This is a genomic window from Streptomyces sp. NPDC031225 (genome assembly GCF_055570355.1).
In genome coordinates this window covers 161,429-185,206 of sequence record NZ_JBVIHJ010000010.1, presented here as the reverse complement: position 1 = coordinate 185,206, position 23,778 = coordinate 161,429, and the positions used below count along the sequence as shown (strand labels likewise).

The 23,778-nt window shown below is 70.3% G+C and carries 18 protein-coding genes; 14 read left to right on the top strand and 4 right to left on the bottom strand.

What is annotated here, in order from left to right:
- Positions 1 to 51: 51 nt before the first annotated feature.
- Positions 52 to 867: an SAM-dependent methyltransferase gene (locus ACZ48Z_RS19215; protein ID WP_468737023.1), complete on the bottom strand. Its 816-nt coding sequence runs from the start codon at positions 865 to 867 to the stop codon at positions 52 to 54.
- 139 nt (positions 868 to 1,006) lie between these two features.
- Here ACZ48Z_RS19215 and ACZ48Z_RS19210 point away from each other — a divergent pair, with 139 nt between their 5' ends.
- The 7 genes from ACZ48Z_RS19210 (at position 1,007) to ACZ48Z_RS19180 (ending at position 8,732) form a co-directional block, all read left to right on the top strand.
- The gene (locus ACZ48Z_RS19210) at positions 1,007 to 1,312 is read left to right on the top strand and encodes a hypothetical protein (RefSeq protein WP_468737022.1); all 306 of its coding nucleotides are present in this window, start codon (positions 1,007 to 1,009) and stop codon (positions 1,310 to 1,312) included.
- Between the two features lie 170 nt (positions 1,313 to 1,482).
- Positions 1,483 to 3,726: an MMPL family transporter gene (locus tag ACZ48Z_RS19205; RefSeq protein WP_468737021.1), complete on the top strand. Its 2,244-nt coding sequence runs from the start codon at positions 1,483 to 1,485 to the stop codon at positions 3,724 to 3,726.
- Complete coding sequence (locus ACZ48Z_RS19200; protein WP_468737020.1) at positions 3,704 to 4,276, top strand: GNAT family N-acetyltransferase; 573 nt, start codon at positions 3,704 to 3,706, stop codon at positions 4,274 to 4,276. The genes ACZ48Z_RS19205 and ACZ48Z_RS19200 overlap by 23 nt, the downstream gene beginning before the upstream one ends.
- A 35-nt stretch (positions 4,277 to 4,311) precedes the next feature.
- Positions 4,312 to 4,902 (top strand): hypothetical protein, encoded by a 591-nt coding sequence (locus ACZ48Z_RS19195; RefSeq protein ID WP_468737019.1) that lies wholly within the window; start codon positions 4,312 to 4,314, stop codon positions 4,900 to 4,902.
- Between the two features lie 196 nt (positions 4,903 to 5,098).
- On the top strand, positions 5,099 to 5,287 hold the full coding sequence (locus ACZ48Z_RS19190; protein ID WP_468737018.1) for a hypothetical protein: 189 nt from the start codon (positions 5,099 to 5,101) through the stop codon (positions 5,285 to 5,287).
- A 140-nt stretch (positions 5,288 to 5,427) separates the two neighbouring features.
- Entirely contained in the window at positions 5,428 to 8,487 is a 3,060-nt protein-coding gene (locus ACZ48Z_RS19185) for a helix-turn-helix transcriptional regulator (RefSeq protein WP_468737017.1), read from the top strand.
- A 35-nt stretch (positions 8,488 to 8,522) separates the two neighbouring features.
- A complete protein-coding gene (locus ACZ48Z_RS19180) occupies positions 8,523 to 8,732 on the top strand; it encodes a DUF6191 domain-containing protein (protein WP_468737016.1) in 210 nt (69 codons plus the stop codon).
- 9 nt (positions 8,733 to 8,741) lie between these two features.
- On the opposite strand, the gene ACZ48Z_RS19175 is transcribed toward ACZ48Z_RS19180, so the two are convergent.
- Complete coding sequence (locus ACZ48Z_RS19175) at positions 8,742 to 9,920, bottom strand: PQQ-dependent sugar dehydrogenase (protein WP_468737015.1); 1,179 nt, start codon at positions 9,918 to 9,920, stop codon at positions 8,742 to 8,744.
- 82 nt (positions 9,921 to 10,002) lie between these two features.
- Positions 10,003 to 11,001 (bottom strand): aldo/keto reductase, encoded by a 999-nt coding sequence (locus ACZ48Z_RS19170; RefSeq protein WP_468737014.1) that lies wholly within the window; start codon positions 10,999 to 11,001, stop codon positions 10,003 to 10,005.
- A gap of 75 nt (positions 11,002 to 11,076) precedes the next feature.
- Here ACZ48Z_RS19170 and ACZ48Z_RS19165 point away from each other — a divergent pair, with 75 nt between their 5' ends.
- From ACZ48Z_RS19165 to serA, 6 genes are all read left to right on the top strand, one after another.
- The gene (locus tag ACZ48Z_RS19165; protein ID WP_468737013.1) at positions 11,077 to 12,027 is read left to right on the top strand and encodes a 2-hydroxyacid dehydrogenase; all 951 of its coding nucleotides are present in this window, start codon (positions 11,077 to 11,079) and stop codon (positions 12,025 to 12,027) included.
- Between the two features lie 447 nt (positions 12,028 to 12,474).
- Entirely contained in the window at positions 12,475 to 15,471 is a 2,997-nt protein-coding gene (locus ACZ48Z_RS19160) for a putative bifunctional diguanylate cyclase/phosphodiesterase (RefSeq protein WP_468737012.1), read from the top strand.
- 390 nt (positions 15,472 to 15,861) lie between these two features.
- Positions 15,862 to 17,706, top strand: coding sequence for an acetolactate synthase large subunit (locus ACZ48Z_RS19155; protein ID WP_468737011.1), 1,845 nt, complete (start codon positions 15,862 to 15,864; stop codon positions 17,704 to 17,706).
- A 21-nt stretch (positions 17,707 to 17,727) separates the two neighbouring features.
- The gene (gene ilvN, locus ACZ48Z_RS19150; protein ID WP_468737010.1) at positions 17,728 to 18,255 is read left to right on the top strand and encodes an acetolactate synthase small subunit; all 528 of its coding nucleotides are present in this window, start codon (positions 17,728 to 17,730) and stop codon (positions 18,253 to 18,255) included.
- 122 nt (positions 18,256 to 18,377) lie between these two features.
- Positions 18,378 to 19,376 carry a ketol-acid reductoisomerase gene (gene ilvC, locus ACZ48Z_RS19145; protein ID WP_468737009.1) on the top strand — a complete coding sequence of 333 codons (999 nt, stop codon included), beginning with the start codon at positions 18,378 to 18,380 and terminating at the stop codon, positions 19,374 to 19,376.
- A gap of 252 nt (positions 19,377 to 19,628) precedes the next feature.
- Positions 19,629 to 21,218 carry a phosphoglycerate dehydrogenase gene (gene serA, locus ACZ48Z_RS19140; protein WP_468737008.1) on the top strand — a complete coding sequence of 530 codons (1,590 nt, stop codon included), beginning with the start codon at positions 19,629 to 19,631 and terminating at the stop codon, positions 21,216 to 21,218.
- Positions 21,219 to 21,349: 131 nt separating this feature from the next.
- Here serA and ACZ48Z_RS19135 read toward each other — a convergent pair whose 3' ends face one another.
- On the bottom strand, positions 21,350 to 22,873 hold the full coding sequence (locus ACZ48Z_RS19135; protein WP_468737007.1) for an MFS transporter: 1,524 nt from the start codon (positions 22,871 to 22,873) through the stop codon (positions 21,350 to 21,352).
- Positions 22,874 to 22,970: 97 nt separating this feature from the next.
- Between ACZ48Z_RS19135 and ACZ48Z_RS19130 the strand changes: the two genes are divergently transcribed.
- Positions 22,971 to 23,543 (top strand): TetR/AcrR family transcriptional regulator, encoded by a 573-nt coding sequence (locus ACZ48Z_RS19130; RefSeq protein ID WP_468737006.1) that lies wholly within the window; start codon positions 22,971 to 22,973, stop codon positions 23,541 to 23,543.
- The last annotated feature ends 235 nt before the right edge of the window (positions 23,544 to 23,778 follow it).

The window sequence follows — 23,778 nt, the reverse complement described above, 5'->3', positions numbered from 1 at the left end:
GCCAGAGCGCCGAGTACGGCCCCGGAGGACATGTCCTCCGGGGCCGTACCGCTACTTACGGCGTCCTACGAGCCGTACGAAACCGAGCGACCGGCCTTCGTCGGCGTGCATCAGGTCCACCGAGTCGCGGGCCATGTCGGCCATCCACGCGTAGGGGCTCTCCTCGGCGCAGACCTCGCTCCACAGCAGCCAGTCCTTCCAGCCGTCGGGCTGCCACTCGGCGGTCTCGACCTCGACGGCCCCGCTGCGCGTCCACTGGCGCCGCCACCAGTCGGCGCAGTGGAACGCCCAGAAACCGGGGTCCCAGAAGGGCTTGAGGTGCTCGGGGGGTTCGGTCCCCTCGATCTCCTCCCGTATCGCCGGCATGACGACCCCGATCCGCCCGCCCGGCTTCAACAGCCGGGTCAGCGTGGGCAGGTAGAGGTCGTTCGTGCCGAAGTACTGGTAGGCGTCGATGCTCACGATCGCGTCGAAGCTGCTCTCGGCGAACGGCAGGTCGTGTGCCTCGGCGTGCACGGGCAGCACCCGGTCGGCGAAACCGGCCTCGGCTATGCGCCGCGCGTTCTCGTCGGGCTTGACCCACAGGTCGGCCGCGGTGACCTGGACGTCGTACTCCCTGGCCAGGAAGACCGAGGTCATCGCCCGGCCGCAGCCCAGGTCGAGCACGCGGGCGCCGGGGCGCAGGGTGTCCAGGCCCAGGGCGGGCGCGAGCCACTCCAGCAGCCACAGCGCGTTCGGGCCCATCTGGTTCTCGATGACCCAGCGGGCGTCGTAGCTGTTGCTGCGCGGGTAGCGGGCCTGGGTCAGCCGCCTGGTGAGGTCCTCATTCGAGGTCTTCGTGGGCAGCGGGGTGATGTCGTCTGGCATCGGTGAACGGGCTCCTTGAGTCCGGAAAGGCGGAAAGGGATACGGAGGAGCTCGGTCGGACGCTCAAACAACGCACCTGCTTCGGCTGGGGGCGGACGGGCCCGTGGATTCTCAGCTGGACACGCTACGCTCGCCCGCCATGAACGGTCCTGGGAATTCCGATACCTCCGGCATACAGGAGGAGTACGACGACCAGGTGCTGGACGCCCGGCGGGCCCGCTGGACGGCGTCCGGCACCGGCGTGCTGCTGGCGCTCGCGGGCCTTGCCGCATCGGCTCTCCGGCTGAGCGGCTCCGCCCCCACCCTGGTCCCGGCGGCCTACGGTTTCGGCGCCGCCGTATGCGCGCTCGCGGCGGTCCTGGGCTCCCGCGGGCGTACCCGCAGAGCTCTGTGGCTGCTGATCGCAGGCGTGATGGTGATGGCGCTGGGCGACCAGTTCGACTGACGTGACAGAGTGACCGTTACTGTCCTGTGATCTGTCTCGCACTCTTGTGAATAAGGCCACGAACGGCGTGAACGATCTTTTCTGCCTGCAAGAGTGATTCACGCATTGCTCATGCGTTCTTTGCGGGCTGTTCCCGGTCAAAGATCCACAAATACCCTGGGAGCAGCTTCGTGGCAGCCCTCGCGCGCTGGTGTGTCCGACGACGGCTCGTCGTCGTCCTCCTGTGGCTCCTCGCCCTCGGCGGAGTGAGCACCGCCGCCGCGCTCACCGGTCCCGCGTACTCCAACGACTACGAGGTCCCCGGCACCGAGTCCGGCCGCGCCACCGCCCTGCTCCAGCAGGGCTTCCCGGACCTCGGCGGGGACGCCGACACCGTCGTCTGGCACGTGACCTCGGGTTCGGTGCGGGACGCCGACGTCGAGCAGACGATGACCACGACCATGGACCGGATCACGGACCTGCCCGGAGTGAGCGCCGTGGCAGGCCCGTACGACTCCGCCGGCACCGGCCGGATCAGCGCCGACGGGCACACCGCGTACGCCACCGTCACCTTCGCCCACTCCGCCGAGGACATCGACCCGTCCCAGGCGCGGGCCCTGGTGGACACCGCCAGGTCCGCCGAGGCCGACGGACTCCAGGTGGAGCTGGGCGGCAGCGCCGTCGCCCTCACCGAGTCCTCGGGCGGACACGTCGCCGAGATCGTCGGTGTGCTCGTCGCCGCCCTCGTGCTGTTCCTGGCCTTCGGCTCGCTCGCCGCCTCCCTGCTGCCCATCGCCACCGCCCTGGTCGGCGTCGGCACCGCGTACGCCGGGATCGAGCTGCTCGGGCACGCCATGACCGTCGCCGACTTCGCGCCCATGCTCGGCATGCTGATCGGACTCGGCGTCGGCATCGACTACGCGCTCTTCATCGTCACGCGCCACCGGCGTGGCCTCAAACGCGGGCTCGGGGTCGCCGAGTCCGTCGAGAACGCCGTCACCACCACCGGCCGTGCCGTCGTCTTCGCGGGTGCCACCGTGTGCATCGCCCTGCTCGGCATGCTGATCCTCCGGCTCGGCTTCCTCAACGGGGTCGCGATCGCCGCCTCCCTGACCGTCGTCCTCACGGTCGCGGCCTCCGTGACCCTGCTGCCCGCACTGCTGTCCCTCATCGGGACCCGCGCCCTGAGCCGGCGCGAACGGCTCCGCCTCACCGAGCACGGGCCCGAGCCCGAACTGCCGACCGGGTTCGCCCACCGCTGGTCGGCGTTCGTGGAGCGGCACCCCAAACTGCTCGGCGGGATCGCCCTGCTGGTCATCACCGTCCTGGCGCTGCCCACCCTGGGCCTGCGCCTCGGCACCTCCGACCAGGGCAACGACCCGAGCTCCTCGACCACCCGGCAGGCCTACGACCTCCTCGCAAAGGGCTTCGGCCCCGGCGTCAACGGGCCGCTCACCCTGGTGACTCGTGTCGACGGCGCCGAGGACAAGCTGCTCCTCGACAACCTCGACGCCACGATCCGCACCACCGAGGGCGTCGCGTCCACCACCCCGGTCACCTACGACACCGGCGGCGACATCGCGTACTTCACGATCGTCCCCGAGTCGGCACCGCAGTCCCGGCAGACCAGCGAGCTCGTCGACCGGCTGCGCACCGAGGTCCTGCCCCGAGCCGAGACCGGCACCTCCCTCGACATCCACGTCGGCGGGATGACGGCGTCCTACGACGACTTCGCGGACGTCATCGTCGGCAAACTGCCCCTGTTCGTCGGCGTCGTCATCGGCCTGGGCTGTCTGCTGCTCCTGCTCGCCTTCCGCTCCGTCGGCATCCCGCTGAAGGCCGCCGTGATGAACGTCGCCGCCGTCGCCGCCGCCTTCGGAGTCGTCGTCGCGATCTTCCAGTGGGGCTGGGGGAGCGAACTGCTCGGCCTCGGCCGCGCGGGCCCCATCGAGCCCTTCCTCCCCGTGATCATGGTGTCCGTGCTCTTCGGGCTCTCCATGGACTACCAGGTCTTCCTGGTCAGCCGGATGTACGAGGAGTGGCTGGAGACCGGCGACAACCGGCGGGCCGTCCGTGTCGGCCTCGCCGAGACCAGCCGGGTGATCAACTCCGCCGCCGTCATCATGATCTCCGTCTTCCTCGCCTTCGTCCTCAGCGGCGACCGCGTGATCGCCATGTTCGGCATCGCGCTCGCCGCCGCCGTCGCACTCGACGCCTTCGTCCTGCGCACCCTGCTGGTCCCCGCCCTCATGCACCTGCTCGGCGGCGCCAACTGGTGGCTGCCGGACTGGCTGGAGACCCGGATGCCCCGCATCAGCATCGAACCTCCCGAGTGCCGCGCCGCCCATGAGAGGCTCACTGGCGTTGTGGAGCAGGACGTCATGGAACAGATGGAGAGGGAGCGGGACGAGGATGTACGCGATATCCCTGGGTGACGACGCCGAGCTGCGTCCGCTGGAGCCGTGGCACGCGGAGGAGTTCTTCGCACATCTGGAGCGGGGCAGGGACTTCATCGGGCAGTTCATCAGCTTCGGCTCCCAGGAGACGGACGTCGACTCCGCGCGGGCCATGCTCCAGCGCTACGCCGACCTGCGCGCCGCCGACACCGCCTCCCTGCACGGCCTGTGGCTGGAGAGCAAACTCGTGGGCGGGGTGCTGTTCCTCAACTTCAGCGCCGAGAAGGGCAACTGCGAGGTCGGCTGCTGGCTGGAGCCCGCCGGCACCGGGCGTGGCCTGGTCACCCGCGCGATGCGCATCCTCCTCGACCACGCCGTCGAGCAGCGCGGTATGCACCGTATCGAGTGGGTCGCCGCCAGCGGGAACGAGGCCAGCCTGAACGTCGCCCGGCGGCTGGGAATGACCCGCGACGGAGTCCACCGGGAGGCGCACCCCTATCGTGGCGTACGGCACGACCTCGAGGTGTGGTCGATTCTCGCCCCCGAGTGGCGTGAAGCACGCGCACGTGCCGTCCGGAACGATCATTAAGAACCCTCTCAGACAGGATCCGTACGGTGCCCGACATGGGAACGAAGACAGCTGACGAGACCGGCGCCGAGACGGGTGCCGAGGCCAGGACCGACGACGAGAAGGTGAGCGTCACCAAGACCGGCGAGGCGACGGAGGCCGAGGACACCTCGACCGACGACACCGCCTCCGACGAGATCGACGACGAGGACGAGGCAGAACTGTTCGAGGCCACCCGGGAGGAGGGCTCTGCCGGCGTCGGCCAGGGCGCGGGCGCCGTCGTGTCCGCAGCGCTCGGCCTGGTCTCGCTCACCGGCAGCTGGGTCGGCACCGTGGCGTCCGCACGGCAGTCGCTCATCGGGCAGCTGCACGCGCAGACCTCGACCTCCTCCGACGTGGCGAAGCTCCTCGACGAGGGCTACGGCGACGCGTGGAAGGCCACCGCGCTCTGGGGCGGCGTCTTCGCACTGGTCGCGCTGATCGTCGGTGTCGCGGTGCTGGTCCGGCCGGCCTTCGGCGCCCCCGGCAAGCCGCAGGCCACCTGGATCAAGTCCGTCGCCTGGGGCGGTGTGGCGCTCGGTGTCATCGGACTGCTCCTGGCCGTCCTCAAGTACACCAACTTCCTGCTGGACCTGCCTTCCGCGTAAATCGTCGCAGGTCGCGAGGGGTCTTAGGGCATCCGTAGGTACCTTACGGAGCTCCTGGGGCCCCTCCGGCGCGTCTAAGGCCCCTTTGGCCCGCGAAGATGCGGAACTCTCCCGATGTGGCGGACCCCCCTCAAAGACGAAGGTAGAGGCATCGCAGAAAGCGAAGCCGGAAACCGACTCCGACAAGGACGACGCCATGTATTCCGCATTCGAGATCTCCCAGTACCGCTCCGCCGAACTGATCCGCCGGGCCGAGCACGAGCGGCTGGTCCGTGACACCCTGCGGAGCCGTCGCGCCGCCCGACGCGAAGCCGCCGAACGCACCGCGGAGGCCGATTCGCATACCGGGCGCCCCCGGCGGCACCGGTTCCTCCGCCCGGCGTGAGCGTCGGGGGGAGGGAGGACGGCCGTACGGCTCTGCCCGTCCCCGCGGTCACCACCACGGCCGTCCTCCCGGTAACCGGAGCCCCTGGGCAAACCGGACCCGCCCCGAAAACGAGTGCCGCACTGTCGGACCCGCGTGCGATGCTCGGCCCTGTGGAGACCAGGTCCGTCAGTCCCGTGTTCGTCGGCCGCACCGAAGAACTGAACAGCCTGAACGAAGCGCTCGCCCGCGCCGCCGCGGGCGAGCCGCAGGCGTTGCTGCTCGGCGGTGAGGCCGGTGTCGGCAAGACCCGGCTCGTCGAGGAGTTCGCCACCGCCGCCTGCCGGCAGGGCGCGGTGGTCGCCCTCGGCGGCTGCGTCGAGATCGGCGCCGACGGACTGCCCTTCGCCCCCTTCTCCACCGCCCTGCGCGCCCTGCGCCGCGCGCTGCCCGCCGAACTGGCCGACGCCGCCGCGGGCCAGGAGGAGGAACTGGCCCGGCTGCTGCCCGAGGTCGGCGAGGCGCTCTCCGTCCGCGGCACCGGCCGGCACGACGAGGAGAGCCTGGCCCGCCTCTTCGAACTCACCGCACGCCTCCTGGAGCGCGTCTCTGCCGAGCGCACCGTCGTCGTCGCCCTGGAGGACCTCCACTGGGCCGACGCCTCCACCCGTCACCTCCTCGCCTACCTCTTTCGCACCCTGCGCACCGGCCGCCTGGTCGTCCTCGCCACCTACCGCGCCGACGACATACACCGCCGTCACCCGCTGCGCCCCCTGCTCGCCGAGCTCGACCGGCTGCGCACGGTCCGCCGGATCGAACTGAGCCGCTTCAACCGGGACGAGGTGAGCCGTCAGATAGCCGGGATCCTCGCCACCGAACCGAACCCCGCCCAGGTCGACGACATCTTCGAACGCTCCGACGGCAATGCCTTCTTCGTCGAGGAACTCGCCGTCTGCGCCACCGAGGGCTGCGGCACCGGCCTCACCGACTCCCTGCGCGATCTGCTCCTGGTCCGCGTCGAGGGCCTGCCCGAACGCACCCAGCGGGTGGCCCGGGTCGTCGCCGAGGGCGGCTCCACCGTGGAGTACCGGCTGCTCGCCGCGGTCACCGGGCTCGCCGAGGACGATCTCATCGAGGCGCTGCGGGCCGCCGTGAACGCCAACATCCTCCTGCCGGCACCCGAAGGCGACGGCTACCGCTTCCGGCACTCCCTGGTCCGCGAGGCCGTGGCCGACGACCTGCTGCCCGGCGAACGCTCCCGGCTCAACCGCCGCTACGCCGAAGCCCTGGAGGCCGACCCCACCCTCGTCCCCGCCGACGAACGGGTCACCCGGCTGGCCAGCTACTGGTACCACGCCCGCGACCCCGCCAAGGCCCTGCCCGCCGTCCTGGACGCCTCCGTCACCGCCCGCCGCCGGCACGCCTACTCCGAACAACTCCGGCTCCTGGAACGCGCGATGGAGCTGTGGGACACCACCCCCGAGGACGTCCGGGCCGCCCTGCGCCCGGTCGACTACACCGAGGTCTACCCTCCCTGCGGCTGCGACCCGGCCACCACCCCGCTGCGCTACCTCGACCTGATGGCCGAGGCCGCGGTCGCCGGGCGGCTGGGAGGCGAACGCGAACGCGCCCTGATGATCACCAAGCGGGCGCTGCATCACCTGGAGGACGACGGCGACCCCATGCGCGCCGCCTGGTTCTGGGTCCAGCGCTCCCATCTCGTCCAGGCCCTGACCCGAGGCGACGGCTGGGCCGAACTGGCCACCGCCAAGGACCTCGTCTGCGGTCTGCCGCCCTCCGAGGTGCACGCCGACGTCCTGGCGAACGTCGCCCACTGGTCCATGGTGCACGTGCCCGGCCCCGACGCCATCACCGCCGCCGAAAGCGCCGTGGAGTACGCGCGCATGGTCGGCGCCCGCGAGATCGAGATGAACGCCCGGCTCACCCACGCCGGACTCATCGTCGAGTCCGGTGGGGTCGAGACCGGGCTCGCCGAGATGTTCGAGATCCTGCGGCAGACAGTCGAGGACGACATCTCCGCCGTCGCCAGCCGTGTCTACGTGAACCTGCCGAACGCCCTCGAAGCCATCGGGCGCTCCCGGGAAGCCGTGCCGATCCTGGAGGAAGGACTCGGCTACGCCCGGAAGTTCGGCCTGTCCGACAAGGAGGCCTGGATCTGGGGCAACCTCGCCGAGTCCCTCTACTCCCTGGGCCGCTGGGACCGGGCCGCGGAATCCGCCACCAGGGCCGAGCTCGTCGGCCGCAGCGCCCAGCCCCGCGGCTTCCACGCCGGCAACCGCGCCGCACTCGCCCTCGCACGCGGCGACCTGCCCGAGGCGGCACGCCAACTCGCCGCCGCTCGCGGCTACTTCGGTACCCATGACAGAACCCCCCAGCATGAACTCCCCCTGACCGAACTGGCCATCGGCATCGCCGCCGGCGAAGGCCGCCTGCTGGACGCCCGCGCCGAACTCGAACGCGTCCTGGACTGCGGCTTCCCACCCGGCACCCAGCGCTACGCCTGGCCCCTGCTGCTCACCGCCGCCGCCATGGAGGCCGACGCCCTCGGGCTGCCCGTCGCCGAACAGGGCCGCGCGAAGATCCTCGACCGCATCCGGGAGGCCGCCAGGCCCCTCACCACCAACGCGCCCGTCTGGCTGGCCCACGAACGCTGGGTCCGCGCCGAACTGCTGCGCGCCGAGAGCGCCGACACCCCGGACCACTGGTACGAGGCCGTCACCGCCTTCGAGCCGTTGGAACGCCCCTACGACCTCGCCCGCGTCCGCCACCGGCTCGCCCAGGCACTCCTGTCCGCACCCGGCGGTGCCGAACAGCCCGAACGGGACCGGGCCACCGAACTCCTGCGCCTCGCCCACGCCGCCGTCGACCACCTCGGTGCCCGGCCCCTCGCCGACGCGGTCGCGCTCCTCGCCCAGCGCGCCCGTCTCGCCCTGACCGCGCCCCCGGCACCCGACCGGAACGACCCGGTCCGCTCCCTCGGCCTCACCGGCCGCGAACGCGACGTCCTGCGCCTGGTCGCCCTCGGCCGCACCAACCGCCAGATCGCCGAGGAACTCTTCATCTCCCCGAAGACGGCTAGCGTCCATGTCTCGAACATCCTCGCCAAGCTCGGGGTCTCCGGCAGGGGTGAGGCCGCGGCGGTGGCGCACCGGCTGGGGCTGTTCCCGGCGGAGGCTCTCCACGTGCCGATCACAGAGTGAGGCGTACGGTGTAGGAGACCGGCAGGGGAGAATGCATGTTCAACATGTTCGAGGAACTGTTCGCGCCGGGCCGCAAGCACACCCGGGACGAGCAGAACCGGCTGGCCCTGACCCGGGAGGACGTCGGCGACGGCGACCCCGGACGCGGACCGATAGATCTCACGTCCGGGAAGGTCGTCGTACGGTCGGCCAAGCCGGACCACGACACCGAGGAGCCCTCCCGGGAGCAGACCGCTTCGGAGTGACGGTCAGGGCTAGCTGACCTGTATCTCCAGGATCCTGTCGTCCCCCTGCTTGGGGCTGCCGCGGCCGTCGGTGTTGCTGGTGACGAGCCACAGCTTGTCGCCGCCCGCGGAGACCACCGTGCGCAGCCGCCCGTACTCGCCCTCCAGGAAGGCCTGCGGATCCGCCGAGGCCTCCGTGCCCTTCAGCGGGATGCGCCACAGCCGCCGGCCCTTCAGCCCGGCCATCCAGATGGATCCCTCGGCGTAGGCGATCCCGCTGGGGGAGGCGTCGTCGGTGTGCCACGTGGCTATCGGGTTGTGGAACTTCTTGTCGTCGGACCTGCCCTCGGCGTCCGGCCAGCCGTAGTCGTCGCCCGGCTTGATCGTGTTCAGCTCGTCCCAGGTGTCCTGGCCGAACTCCGAGGCGAACAAACGCTGCTTGGAGTCCCAGGCCAGACCCTGCACATTGCGGTGGCCGTAGGAGTACACGGGGGAGTCCGGGAACGGGTTGCCCGGGGCCGGGTCCCCCTCCGGGGTCATGCGCAGAATCTTGCCGCCCAGCGATGTGCGGTCCTGGGCCAGACCGGTGTTGCCGCTCTCGCCCGTGCCCGCGTAGAGCATGCCGTCCGGGCCGAACGCGATCCGGCCGCCGTTGTGGATGTAGCCCTTCGGGATTCCCTTGAAGACGGTGTCGGGGGCGCCCAACTGCTCGCCGGAATCCTTCTGCTCGTCGTACACCATCCTGGCGACGCGGTTGTCCGAGGCCGAGGTGAAGTAGGCGTACACCATGTGGTCGGAGGCGTAGTCCGGGGACAGCGCGATGCCCAGGAGGCCGCCCTCGCCGGCCGCGGAGACCCCGGACACCCGGCCCAGCTCCGTCTTCTTGCCCGACTGTCCGTCGACCCGGATGATCGCGCCGTCGTCGCGCGAGGAGACGAGCAGGTCGCCGTCGGGCAGCGGGGCGAGCCCCCACGGGGTCTTGAGGCCCTCGGCGACCGTGCGCAGCACCTTCACCGAGCCCTTCGCCGGCGGGGTCGCCTCGGCGGCCTGCCGGGTGGGGGAGGACCCCGTGGCCGCACCGCTCGACGAGGCGCTGTCGCCGCCGCCCGGTGAGCCGCCCCCTCCTCCGCCGTCGGAGGAGCAGCCGGCCGTCAGCAGGAGCGTGGTCGCGGCCAGCACGGCCGTCACAGCTCGACGATGCACGATCATGGTCCCTTCGCAGCGCGGGTTCTACCTGTCATACACCGCTCACGCCCCACAGGTTCCCGATCTCCCGCACCCGATGGCACCGTCAGTCCCAGGAGCCCTGCGCCGGCGGCAGTTCCGCCAGCTCCGTGAGGTCCCGGCCGGTCAGCCGCAGTCCGGTCGCCGCCGCGTTCTCCGTCACCCAGCGCTCCTGCTTGGCGCCCGGCACCGGGATCACATGACCGCCCTGTGCCAGGACCCACGCCAGCGCCACCTGCGCCGGTGTGGCCCCCTCCCCGTGCCGGGCCGCCACACGGCGCAGACCGGAGACGATCGGCTGGTTCGCGGCCATCATCTCGGCGGTGAAGCGGGGGTGACGGGCCCGGACGTCGTCCGGTTCGAAACCCTCGCCGGGAGTGAGGGTGCCGGTCAGGAAGCCGTTGCCGAGCGGCATCGCCGCCAGGAAACCGATGCCGCGTGCCGCGCACCACGGCAGCAGTGACTCCAGGGCCTCCGGCGACCACACCGACAGTTCGGCCTCCACCGCACTCACCGGGAAGACCTGCTGGATGCGCTGGAGTTGGCGGATCGTCGTGTCGTACAGGCGGCCCCCGGAGCGGCGGCCGCCCCGTGCCCCCATCGCGCAGAGCCCCAACGACCGTACTTTTCCGGCCTGTACGAGCTCCGCCATCGCGCCCCAGGTCTCCTCGACCGGTATCTCGGGGTCCTCGCGGTGCAGCTGGTAGAGGTCGATCACATCGGTCTGGAGCCGCCGCAGGGACGCGTCGCAGGCCCGCTTCACATAGCCGGGGCGGCCGTTGGCCACGATGTGCTGCTCGCCCACCAGCAGACCGACCTTGGTGGACACGAACACGTCCGCGCGCCGCTCCTTCAACACCCGCCCCAGTAACAGCTCGTTGGTGAACGGGCCGTACATGTCGGCTGTGTCCAGCAGTGTCGAGCCCAGATCGAGTGCCCGGTGCACGGCCCTGAGGGACTCGTCACCCCGCTGCCGTGACCCGTTGTAGGCCCAGCTCATCGGCATGCACCCGAGTCCGACGGCCCCCACTGCGAGCGCCGCCGCGCCGATCGTCCTGCGCTCCACCTGCTCGTGACCCTCCCTCTCCCGGCCCCCAACCTAACCTCTGCGGTCCCGGGCGCCTGACATAGCCTCCGGACCATGACTGCTGACGTGTGGCTTCCCATCCCGCCCGACGACATCGAGGGGCTTCCCGAGGGCCCCACCTATCGTTTCTGGAACGGGGAGGAGGACTTCCCGGCGGACCCGGCCGACTGTGCGTACTACGTCGTTCCCTACATGAAGTCTCTGGACGTCGTCCTGCGGCCGCTGCCCCACCTCAGTTCCGTGGAGGTCGTGCAGACGCTTTCGGCCGGCGTCGACAACGTGACACCGGGCCTGAAAGACCTGCGTCCCGGCGTGCGGCTGTGCAACGCACGTGGTGTGCACGAGGCGAGTACCGCGGAACTCGCCCTGACCCTCATCCTGGCTTCGCTGCGCGGGATCCCGGACTTCGTGAGGGCTCAGGACAAGGGGGAGTGGCGCGGCGCCTTCCACCCCGCGCTCGCCGACAAGAACGTGCTCATCGTCGGTTACGGCTCCATCGGTTCCGCCATCGAGGACCGGCTCGTTCCGTTCGAGGTCGCGCGGGTGGTGCGCGTCGCACGCTCCGCGCGCGCCACGGAGCGCGGGCCGGTGCACCCGTTCACCGAACTCCCCGCCCTGCTCCCGGAGGCGGACGTCGTCATCCTGTCCACGCCCCTCACCGAGACCACGCGTCACCTGGCCGACGCCGGCTTCCTGGCCCGTATGAAGGACGGCGCGCTCCTCGTCAACGTGGCCCGCGGCCCCGTCGTCGACACGAAGGCGCTGCTCGCCGAGCTGGAGACGGGCCGGATCACCGCGGCCCTCGACGTCACCGACCCCGAACCGCTGCCCCGGGGGCACCCGTTGTGGCAGGCGCCGGGCGTGCTCGTCAGTCCGCACGTCGGCGGTCCCACCTCCGCGTTCCTGCCGCGTGCCAAGCGCCTGTTGGTGGATCAGTTGAGTCGTTTCGTGAACCAGGAGCCCTTGCGCAACGTGATCCTTACGACGGGCGCGGGCGGCGCGTAACCCGCACGCCACGCGCTGCCGGGCGCTGTCGGGCGCGGGCGCGCAACAGGCGCGTAATCCGGTTCCGGTACCCTCCGCGACCTTCCGGACGCGGTCCGTGCTCACAAGTCTGCTGATCGTCACGGAGCGTAGAGGAACTATGTCCCTGAGTGACGAGACTGGTGTATCGTCCCGACAGGGGCTGCGCCGCGTACTCGGCGCCGGGGATCGACATTGCAGAGTGTGAGGGGGGCGACGGACGATGCACGGCCTATGGACGAACGATCCGACGCGGCGGGGCCGCCGACGGCGACCCTGGCACACAGCCGCGCGCGGACGAGGTCACCACGCCGGTCACGGCGGCCACCACAGCTCGCACCACCGCAGGCACAACAGCCGCAGGAGGCATGCGCACCCGGCGCACCCGGACCCCCGGGACCCCGGAGCGGCGCGGACCGGGAGGGCCCGGTGAGCTCGCCCCCGTCTCCCACGACCACCCTCGACGGAGCGCTGCGGGTCCAGCCCGCGCGGCGGGCGCTGCCTTCCCGGCCGCCGGCCTTCCGTGGTGGCACGAGCCTGTTCCACCAACTCCTGATCGCCCTGGTGTGCGCGGGATACGCCGTCGGTTCCGCACTCGGCTGGGGTTCGCGCGAAGCCGCCCTGATCATGGGTGACTTCGGACTGAGCGCCGCGGCGGGCGCCGCCGCCGTCTCCTGCTTCCGCTACGCGCGCAGCCGCCGGATCCGCTTCCGGCCCGCCTGGCTGCTCTTCTCGCTCTCCTCTGCCATGGCATCCCTCGGCAACCTCGTCTGGGGGTGGTACGAGGTCGTCCTGGGGCGGCCCGTGCCCAGCCCCAGCTACGCCGACGGGTTCTTCCTCTGCTTCGCGCCCCCGGCCATCGTGGGCCTGCTGGTCCTCGCCAAGCGCCCGGTGACGAAGGCGGGTTGGGTCTGCCTGGGCCTGGACGCCTGGCTGATCGGCGGCTCGCTGCTCACGCTGTCGTGGAGCCTCGCCCTGGCGCAGGCGGCGAAGTCCGAGGGACCGAGCGTCGCGCACACCGCGCTGTCCCTGGCGTATCCACTGCTGGACATCGCCCTCGTCAGCATGGTCCTCGCGCTGCACTTCAGGCGCTCGGCGGTCAACCGCACCGCGGTGAACACCGCGATCGGCGCACTCGCCCTGACCGTGATGTGCGACGCCCTGTTCACCTCACCGCTGCTGCACAACAACTACCACTCCGGCCAGTTGCTGGACGCGGGCTGGTTCGCCGGCTCCGTGCTCCTCGCCTACGCCCCCTGGGCCGCGCCCCGGCACCCGGACGGTGACCGGCGGCCCTCGGCCGGGCACACGCGCGTGGTGCACGAGAACCTGTCCAGGAAGCACCCCGGGGCCCCGCACCAGTCCGCGCCGGGCGGTGACCACAGCCGGTACCCGGTCACCCGGCCCATCACCGGATCGCTCGCCGCGCTCACGCCCTACATGGCGGCCGCCGTCTGCACGCTGGGGATCCTCTACAACGTCCTCAACGGCCGCAGCGTGGACCGCGTGGTGCTCCTGACCGGCGGCACCGTCGTGCTCGCCCTCGTGGTCCGCCAGGGCATCATGCTGCTCGACAACATCACCCTCACCCAGGAACTGGCACAGAAGGAGAACCACTTCCGCTCCCTGGTGCAGGGCTCCAGCGACGTCATCATGATCGCCGCGCCCAACGGCATCCTCCGGTACGTCTCCCCGGCCGCCGCCGGGGTCTACGGCCGCTCCGCGGAGGAGCTGGTGGGCACGGAACTGGCCGGTCTCATCCACCCGGAGGACCTGGGCTGCGTGGTGCACGAAGTACGCCGCTTCCTCGCCGCCAGCCCTCCCGAGGAACCCACCACCCGCATCGAGTGCCGCTTCCGGTCCGGCGACGGAGGCTGGCTCAACGTCGAGTCCACCGTCAACCGCCACCACGGCGGCCTGATCTTCAACAGCCGGGACGTGACCGAGAGAGTGCGCCTGCAGGCGCAGCTCCAGCACAACGCCGAGCACGACCCGCTGACCGACCTGCCCAACCGCGCCCTGTTCACCCGGCGCGTCCAGCAGGCCCTGTCCGGCCGCCGCTCCTCCGACCGCGGCACCGCCGTCCTCTTCATCGACCTGGACGGCTTCAAGGCCGTCAACGACACGATCGGGCACCAGGCCGGGGACGAGCTGCTCGTCCAGGCCGCGCGCAGACTCCAGGACGCGGTCAGGTACGGGGACACCGCCTCCCGTCTCGGCGGGGACGAGTTCGCCGCCCTGATCGTCGGCGACGGCACCCGCGACCGTACCGCCCGTGAGGGTCACATCCTGGAGCTCGCCGACCGCCTCAGAATCACGCTCTCGCAGCCGTACCGCATCGACGGCAACGATGTCCGGGTCGCCGCCTCCATCGGCGTCGCCTTCGCCGAACCCGGCCTCGGAGCGGGTGAGATCCTGCGCAACGCGGATCTCGCGATGTACCGCGCCAAGGCGGGCGGCAAGGGCCGCGTCGAGCTGTACGCGCCCCAGATGCAGCAGGACGTCGTACGCAAGGTGGAGCTGGCCACGCGCCTGCGTGCCGCGCTGCACGACGGCGAGTTCGCCCTGCTGCACCAGCCCGTCGTCGGTCTGGAGGACGGCCGGATCACCGCGGTCACCGCCCAGGCGCGCTGGCGCTCCTCACAGGGAGTGCTCTTCACGCCCGCAGAGTTCCTGCGGGTGGCCGAGGACAGCGACCGGACGCAGGAGCTGGGCCGCTGGATCCTGGAGGAGGCCGTCGAACAGGCCGCCGACCGGGCCGCGACCGGGCTCGCCGTGCCCGTGGCGGTCCGGATGAGCGCCCAGCGGCTGCTGGACCGCTCGCTGCCCCTGGGTTCCGTAGAGGCACTGATGACCCGGCACGGACTGCCGTCGGGCTCGCTGCTGATCGAGCTCTCCGACGCCGACCCCCGGGTCTCCCTGGACGAGCTGGAGCGCCGGCTGGCCGCGATCCGTCGCGTCGGTGTCCGTATCGCTCTGGACGGGTTCGGCAGCGGCTACGCGGCGATCACCGCGCTGCGCAGACTCCCCGTCGACGTGCTGAAGCTCGACCGCAGCCTGGTCGAGGGCGTCGTGGAGTCCGCCAGGCTGCACAAGATCACCAGCGGGCTGCTCAGGATCGCCGGAGACCTCGGGCTCCAGTCCGTGGCCGACGGCGTGGACCTTCCGGAACAGGTCGTCGCCCTGCGCGCGATGGGCTGCACTCACGGACAGGGCATGGCGTTCTCGGGGCCGCTCGACGAGTACCGGCTGCGCCGGGCGCTGGCCTCCGGCTGCTATCCGGTGCCGCACGGACCGGCCGAGCCCGCGTTCGCGGGCATGAGGGAGCCGCAGGGGCTCGTGGGAGTCGAGAGTGCGAGCTCGCGGAGGCCCGAAGGGCTGAGCGCGGTCGCGGCGTCGACGCCGACTGGGGTGCCCCGGGGGTGAACGAACCATGGAAAGGGGCGGCGAGGGGGTGTACACCAGTGGTGTGCAGACGGTGTCCGCCGCCCCGACGGCGATCCGACGGTGGACGGGACGGCAGGTGCGACGGCCCTGCGCTCACATAATGAGACTCCCGTCCCACCCACTTGACAGTGAGTGCGTGCCGGGGAGAGGGTCAATGCCATGCGCACCCGAATTCTCGTACTTGGAAAGCGCGTCGGCTGACGCTGAGCCCTCGATCGCTCAGCGACTCCACCCGGCGCGCTCCCCTCGCTTGCCTTATGGCACGAGGGGTTTTTTGTTGCACAGGCACCTGTCGTACCGCAGCCGTACACCGCACGAACCTCGCGAAAACCCCAGCACAAAACCCTCAGCATCGAGAAGAGAATGACGATGACCGAGCAGGCCACCGGGGCCCATCCGCAGCCGCGGCCCCGATCCGGAGGACCGCAGTCCGCCCCCGAGCACGTCACGGGCGCGCAGTCCCTCATCCGCTCTCTCGAGGAGGTCGGCGCCGAGACGGTATTCGGTATTCCCGGCGGTGCGATCCTTCCGGCGTACGACCCGCTGATGGACTCCACCCGGGTGCGGCACGTCCTGGTCCGGCACGAGCAGGGCGCGGGGCACGCGGCCACCGGTTACGCGCAGGCCACCGGCAAGGTGGGTGTGTGCATGGCGACCTCGGGGCCCGGTGCCACCAACCTGGTCACCCCGATCGCGGACGCACACATGGACTCGGTGCCGCTCGTGGCGATCACCGGGCAGGTGGCGTCCAAGGCGATCGGGACGGACGCCTTCCAGGAGGCGGACATCGTCGGCATCACGATGCCGATCACCAAGCACAACTTCCTGGTCACCAAGGCCGAGGACATCCCGCGGGTCATCGCGCAGGCCTTCCACATCGCCTCCACGGGGCGTCCGGGACCGGTCCTGGTCGACATCGCCAAGGACGCCCTGCAGGCGAAGACGACGTTCTCCTGGCCGCCGGTCATGGACCTGCCCGGCTACCGTCCGGTGACCAAGCCGCACGCCAAGCAGATCCGCGAGGGCGCCAAGCTGATCACCCAGGCCAAGCGGCCCGTCCTGTACGTCGGCGGCGGTGTCATCAAGGCCGGGGCGACCGCCGAGCTGAAGGTCCTCGCGGAACTGACCGGAGCACCCGTCACCACCACCCTGATGGGGCTCGGCGCATTCCCCGACAGCCACCCGCTGCACGTGGGAATGCCGGGTATGCACGGTGCGGTCACCGCCGTCACCGCGCTGCAGAAGGCCGACCTGATCGTCGCCCTCGGAACCCGCTTCGACGACCGTGTCACCGGCAAGCTGGACAGCTTCGCCCCGCACGCCAAGATCGTCCACGCCGACATCGACCCAGCGGAGATCGGCAAGAACCGTGCCGCCGACGTGCCGATCGTCGGGGACGCCCGCGAGGTCATCGCCGACCTGGTCCAGGCCGTCCAGAAGGAGCACAGCGAAGGCCACAAGGGCGACTACAGCGCCTGGTGGAAGGACCTCTCGCGCTGGCGCGAGACCTACCCGCTGGGCTACGACCAGCCCGCCGACGGCTCGCTGTCACCGCAGCATGTCATCGAGCGGATCGGGCAGCTCGCCCCGGAGGGCACGATCTTCGCGGCGGGCGTGGGCCAGCACCAGATGTGGTCGGCGCACTTCATCCAGTACGAGAAGCCCGCCACCTGGCTGAACTCCGGCGGTGCCGGAACCATGGGCTACGCGGTCCCGGCCGCCATGGGCGCCAAGGCCGGCATGCCGCAGCACACGGTCTGGGCGATCGACGGTGACGGCTGCTTCCAGATGACCAACCAGGAACTGACCACCTGCGCCCTGAACAACATCCCGATCAAGGTCGCCATCATCAACAACGGCGCCCTCGGGATGGTCCGCCAGTGGCAGACCCTGTTCTACAACCAGCGCTACTCCAACACCGTGCTGCACTCCGGTCCCGAGGACGTCAACCCGGACGCGAAGGGCACGCGCGTGCCGGACTTCGTGAAGCTGTCCGAGGCGATGGGCTGCGTGGGTCTGCGCTGTGAGCGTCCGGAGGACCTCGACAAGGTCATCGCGGAGGCGAACTCCATCAACGACCGTCCCGTCGTCGTGGACTTCATCGTCCACGAGGACGCGATGGTGTGGCCGATGGTCGCCGCCGGCACCTCCAACGACGAGATCATGGCCGCCCGGGACGTCCGCCCCGACTTCGGCGACAACGAAGACGACTGAGCGAGAGAGACGTAAAAGATCATGTCCAAGCACACGCTCTCCGTCCTGGTGGAGAACACCCCCGGCATCCTGGCCCGGATCGCCGCCCTGTTCTCCCGCCGCGGCTTCAACATCGACTCGCTCGCCGTCGGTGTCACCGAGCACCCCGAGATCTCCCGGATCACCATCGTGGTGACCGTGGTCGACGAACTGCCGCTGGAGCAGGTGACGAAGCAGCTCAACAAGCTCGTCAACGTGCTCAAGATCGTCGAGCTGGAGTCCGGCTCCGCGGTTCAGCGCGAACTCGTTCTGGTGAAGGTGCGCGCCGACAACGAGACGCGCTCCCAGATCGTCGAGATCGTCCAGCTGTTCCGCGCCAAGACCGTCGACGTCTCCCCGGAGGCCGTCACGATCGAGGCCACCGGCAGCAGCGACAAGCTGTCCGCGATGCTGAAGATGCTGGAGCCCTTCGGCATCAAGGAACTCGTCCAGTCCGGCACCATCGCGATCGGCCGCGGTTCCCGTTCGATCACGGACCGCTCGCTGCGCGCGCTCGACCGCAGCGCGTAGAGCAACGCGCAGGACCGGTTACGGGCGGCTTCCGGCCGCCCGTATACCGAGACCCCGAAACTTCATCTCAGCCCGCCGTCATACGGTGGGACGCAACACCGCACACAAGGAGAGAACCCAAAGTGGCCGAGCTGTTCTACGACGCCGACGCCGACCTGTCCATCATCCAGGGCCGCAAGGTCGCGGTCATCGGCTACGGCAGCCAGGGCCACGCCCACGCGCTGTCGCTGCGCGACTCGGGTGTCGACGTGCGTGTCGGTCTGCACGAGGGCTCCAAGTCCAAGGCGAAGGCCGAGGAGCAGGGCCTGCGCGTGGTCACGCCCGCCGAGGCGAGCGCCGAGGCCGACGTCATCATGATCCTGGTGCCGGACCCGCTGCAGGCCCAGGTCTACGAGGAGTCCATCAAGGACAACCTCAACGACGGTGACGCGCTGTTCTTCGGTCACGGCCTGAACATCCGCTTCGACTTCATCAAGCCGCCGGCCGGCGTCGACGTGTGCATGGTCGCCCCCAAGGGCCCGGGCCACCTGGTGCGCCGCCAGTACGAGGAGGGCCGCGGCGTTCCGTGTATCGCGGCCGTCGAGCAGGACGCCACGGGCAACGCGTTCGCGCTCGCCCTGTCGTACGCCAAGGGCATCGGCGGCACCCGCGCCGGCGTCATCAAGACGACGTTCACCGAGGAGACCGAGACCGACCTGTTCGGTGAGCAGGCCGTTCTCTGCGGTGGTACGGCCGCGCTGGTCAAGGCCGGTTTCGAGACGCTGACCGAGGCCGGTTACCAGCCGGAGATCGCGTACTTCGAGTGCCTGCACGAGCTGAAGCTGATCGTGGACCTCATGTACGAGGGCGGCCTGGAGAAGATGCGCTGGTCGATCTCCGAGACCGCCGAGTGGGGCGACTACGTCACCGGCCCGCGGATCATCACGGACGCCACCAAGGCCGAGATGAAGAAGGTCCTCGCCGAGATCCAGGACGGCACCTTCGCCCGCGAGTGGATGGCCGAGTACCACGGTGGCCTGAAGAAGTACAACGAGTACAAGACGGCCGACTCCGAGCACCTGCTGGAGACCACCGGCAAGCAGCTCCGCAAGCTGATGAGCTGGGTCGACGAAGAGGCGTGAGCCGAGCGCTCCGCGACGGTGCCGCCCACTGCGGGGCGCCGTCGCGGGGCACCACCCCGGACTCGTGCACAACGGAGCTGCACGTCCGGGTGATCCTTCCGCAGAGGCGGAGGGCGACCTGCCCCGCGCCACTACACTGGCGCACAACATACGCGTCAGGCCCACAACGACGTGCGTCTTCCACGCGGCCAGTACCCTCCACCGCCTGCGGCCGTCGGGACGGCCGTCCGCAATGGACTTGTGAGGACTCACGTGAGCTCGAAACCTGTCGTACTCATCGCTGAAGAGCTGTCGCCCGCGACCGTGGACGCGCTTGGCCCGGACTTCGAGATCCGGCACTGCAACGGAGCGGACCGAGCCGAACTGCTCCCGGCCATCGCAGATGTCGACGCGATCCTGATCCGCTCCGCCACCAAGGTGGACGCCGAGGCGATCGCCGCCGCGAAGAAGCTGAAGGTCGTCGCACGAGCCGGCGTCGGCCTGGACAACGTCGACGTCTCCGCCTCCACCAAGGCCGGCGTGATGGTCGTCAACGCCCCCACCTCGAACATCGTGACCGCAGCCGAGCTCGCCTGCGGTCTCCTCGTCGCCACCGCCCGCCACATTCCGCAGGCCAACGCCGCGCTGAAGAACGGCGAGTGGAAGCGCAGCAAGTACACGGGTGTGGAGCTGGCGGAGAAGACCCTCGGTGTCGTGGGCCTGGGCCGGATCGGTGCGCTGGTCGCTCAGCGCATGTCCGGCTTCGGGATGAAGGTCGTCGCCTACGACCCCTACATCCAGCCCGCCCGCGCCGCCCAGATGGGCGTCAAGGTGCTGTCCCTGGACGAGCTCCTCGAGGTCTCCGACTTCATCACCGTCCACCTGCCGAAGACCCCCGAGACCGTCGGCCTCATCGGCGACGAGGCGCTGCGCAAGGTCAAGCCGAGCGTGCGCATCGTCAACGCCGCGCGCGGCGGGATCGTCGACGAGGAGGCGCTGTACTCGGCGCTGAAGGAGGGACGCGTCGCGGGCGCCGGTCTCGACGTGTACGCGAAGGAGCCCTGCACGGACTCCCCGCTCTTCGAGTTCGACCAGGTCGTCGCCACCCCGCACCTCGGTGCCTCCACCGACGAGGCCCAGGAGAAGGCCGGTATCGCCGTCGCCCGCTCGGTGCGCCTCGCCCTCGCCGGTGAGCTCGTCCCCGACGCGGTGAACGTCCAGGGCGGTGTCATCGCCGAGGACGTCAAGCCGGGCCTGCCGCTCGCCGAGCGCCTCGGCCGGATCTTCACCGCGCTCGCGGGTGAGGTCGCGGTCCGCCTCGACGTCGAGGTGTACGGCGAGATCACCCAGCACGATGTGAAGGTGCTGGAGCTCAGCGCCCTCAAGGGTGTCTTCGAGGACGTCGTCGCCGAGACCGTGTCGTACGTCAACGCCCCGCTGTTCGCCCAGGAGCGCGGCGTCGAGGTGCGGCTGACGACCAGCTCCGAGTCGGCCGACCACCGCAACGTCGTCACCGTGCGCGGCACGCTCGGCAGCGGCGAGGAGGTCTCGGTCTCCGGCACGCTGGCCGGTCCCAAGCACCTCCAGAAGATCGTCGCGGTCGGCGAGTACGACGTCGACCTCGCCCTCGCCGACCACATGATCGTCCTCAAGTACGAGGACCGTCCCGGTGTCGTCGGCACCGTCGGGCGGATCTTCGGCGAGGCCGGTATCAACATCGCCGGTATGCAGGTGTCGCGGGCCGTCGCCGGTGGCGAGGCGCTTGCCATTCTGACGGTGGACGACTCGGTTCCCGCCGGGGTGTTGGCCGAGGTGGCCGAGGAGATCGGCGCGACGTCTGCGCGTGCGGTGAACCTGGTCTGAGGCAGTCGTCGGGCTGCGGGTGCGTGGGGGCTGGTCGCGCAGTTCCCCGCGCCCCTACGGCCCTTGCGGGCCTCGTCCTCAAACGCCGGACGGGCTGACCAAGTCAGCCCGTCCGGCGTTTTGTGTGCGCCCTAGCAGGGGACCTTCTCCCGCTCCGGCGTCTCCTTCCGCACTTCGACTCCTCGCAGTGTCGCCGCCGCCAGTACCGCCGCTCCCGCGAGCAGTACCGCCCCCGCGATCGACGCTCCCTGCATCCCGTGCGTGAACGCCTCCCGGGCCGCCGTCGCCAGGCCAGGGAACCGGTCGGCGACCGCCAGCGCGCCGCCCAGGGTCTCGCGGGCCGCGTCCGGTGCCGAACCCGGCATGTCGTGGCGGTAGACCGCCGTACCGATGGAGCCGAGGACCGCCATGCCGAGGGCGCCGCCGAACTCGGTGCCGGTCTCCAGCAGGGAGGACGCCGAGCCGGCGCGTTCTACCGGGGCCGCGCCCAGGGCGAGGTCCGTCATCTGGGAGAGGACCATGACGATCCCGGAGGCGAGCACAGCGCAGGCGGTCAGCACCAGCCACATCGAGTCCGTACCGGCGAGGGCGAGGAGGCCGTAGCCGCAGGCGGCGATGACGAAGCCGGCGGTCACGACGTGGGCGCGGTTCGTGCCCCTCTGGACCAGCGAGGTCGTCACCGGGGCCACCATGCCGATCGGCACCGAGGGCAGCAGTGCCCACAGGGCCGCCTCCAGGGCGCTCTTGCCGAGCACCGACTGGAGGTACTGGGTGGTGAAGACGGCGGAGCCCATCATGCCGAACGCGGAGATCAGGTTGAGGACGACCGCGGGGGCGAAGCCGTGGCCGCGGAACAGGGCCGGGGAGATCATCGGGTTCGTGGTCGTGCGCTGGCGGTGGACGAAGAGGGCCGCGAAGAGCAGGCCGACGGTGATCGAGACGACGTAACGGACGTTCCAGCCCTCGGAGGGGATCTCCTTCAGGCCGTAGACGACGGGCAGGACGGCGGCCATCGACAGGGGGACGCTCAGCCAGTCGAAGCGGCCGGGCGCGGGGTCCTTCGACTCGGGCAGCAGGATCGGGGCGAGGACCAGCAGCAGCACCATCGCGGGCAGGTTGACCAGGAAGACCGAGCCCCACCAGAAGTACTCGACCAGGACGCCGCTCATCACCGAGCCGAGCGCGATCCCGGCCGTCATCATGCCGGACCAGATGCCGATCGCCTTCGCGCGCTGGCCGGAGTCGGTGAACATCGTGCGGATCAGCGCCATCGTCGACGGCATCAGGGTCGCGCCGCCGATACCGAGCACCGCGCGGGCGGCGATGAGCATCTCCGCGCTGTTCGCGTAGGCCGCCATCAGTGAGGCCGCGCTGAAGGCGACCGCGCCGATCAGCAGCAGTTTGCGGCGGCCGATGCGGTCGCCCAGGGAGCCCATCGTCATCAGCAGGCCGGCCAGGACGAAGGCGTAGATGTCGAAGATCCACAGCTGCTGGGTGCCGCTCGGCTCCAGGTCCGCGCTGATCGCCGGGATCGCGAAGTAGAGGACCGAGACGTCCATCGAGACCAGCAGCAGCGGAAGCATCAGGACGCCGAGGGCGGTCCATTCACGGCGGCCGGCCCGGGCGCCGACGGAAGTGCTCGTCGAGTTCGTCATGACAGCGACCGTACAGGCGTCTTACACGCTTGTCTATGACGCTTGTATAAATCGTTCGTCTAGGACGCTTGTATGGATTCTTCGGTAGGGTGATGGCATGGGACATCGCGAGGATCTGCTCGAAGGCGCCAAGCGCTGCCTGCTGGAGAAGGGGTTCCTGCGCACGACCGCACGGGACATCGTCAAGGAGTCGGGGACGAACCTGGCGTCGATCGGCTATCACTACGGTTCGAAGGACGCCCTGCTGGGGCAGGCGTACATCGCGCTGGTGGAAACCATGTCCTTCGAGGGGGGCGACGGGTTCACCGGTGCGCCCGGCTCGCTGGAACGCTTCCGGGAGGTGTGGGCCAACATCGTCGACACCATGCGCGAGCCCGGGTCGATGTGGCGGCTCAGCCTGGAGATCATGGGGATGGGTGACCAACTGCCCGAAGTGCGCGACCAGTTGGTCCGTGCCCAGCGCGAGGGCGGGCGTGGCCTGGTCTCCATGCTCATGGGCGTGCCGGAGGACGAGGTGACGGACGAGACCGCAGACACCCTCGGCCGGTTCTATCTGACGCTGATGACCGGGCTCATCGGCCAGTGGGCCTTCGACCCGAAGAGCGCGCCGGACGCGGGCACCCTCACCGAGGGCCTGCGGCAGGTCATCGAGGCGGCCGCACGCGCGTGACCTGCGCGTCGTCGTGTAGGGTCCGCAGCTTCGTGCGCACTGTGTCCTGCAGAAACGCTGTGATCCGGGTCTGATGCGCACTGGGTGCGGCGACCGGGGATGCGCAATCCGCTTCGGATGGCATGTGCGGTCGTTACGGTGTGTCGTCGTGGTGCCTCAGCTGGTGTGGTCCACGGCCGATGCTTTCGTGGGCTCGGTCGAACGTACGGCAAGTGATGGCGCAAGCTTCCGTAGT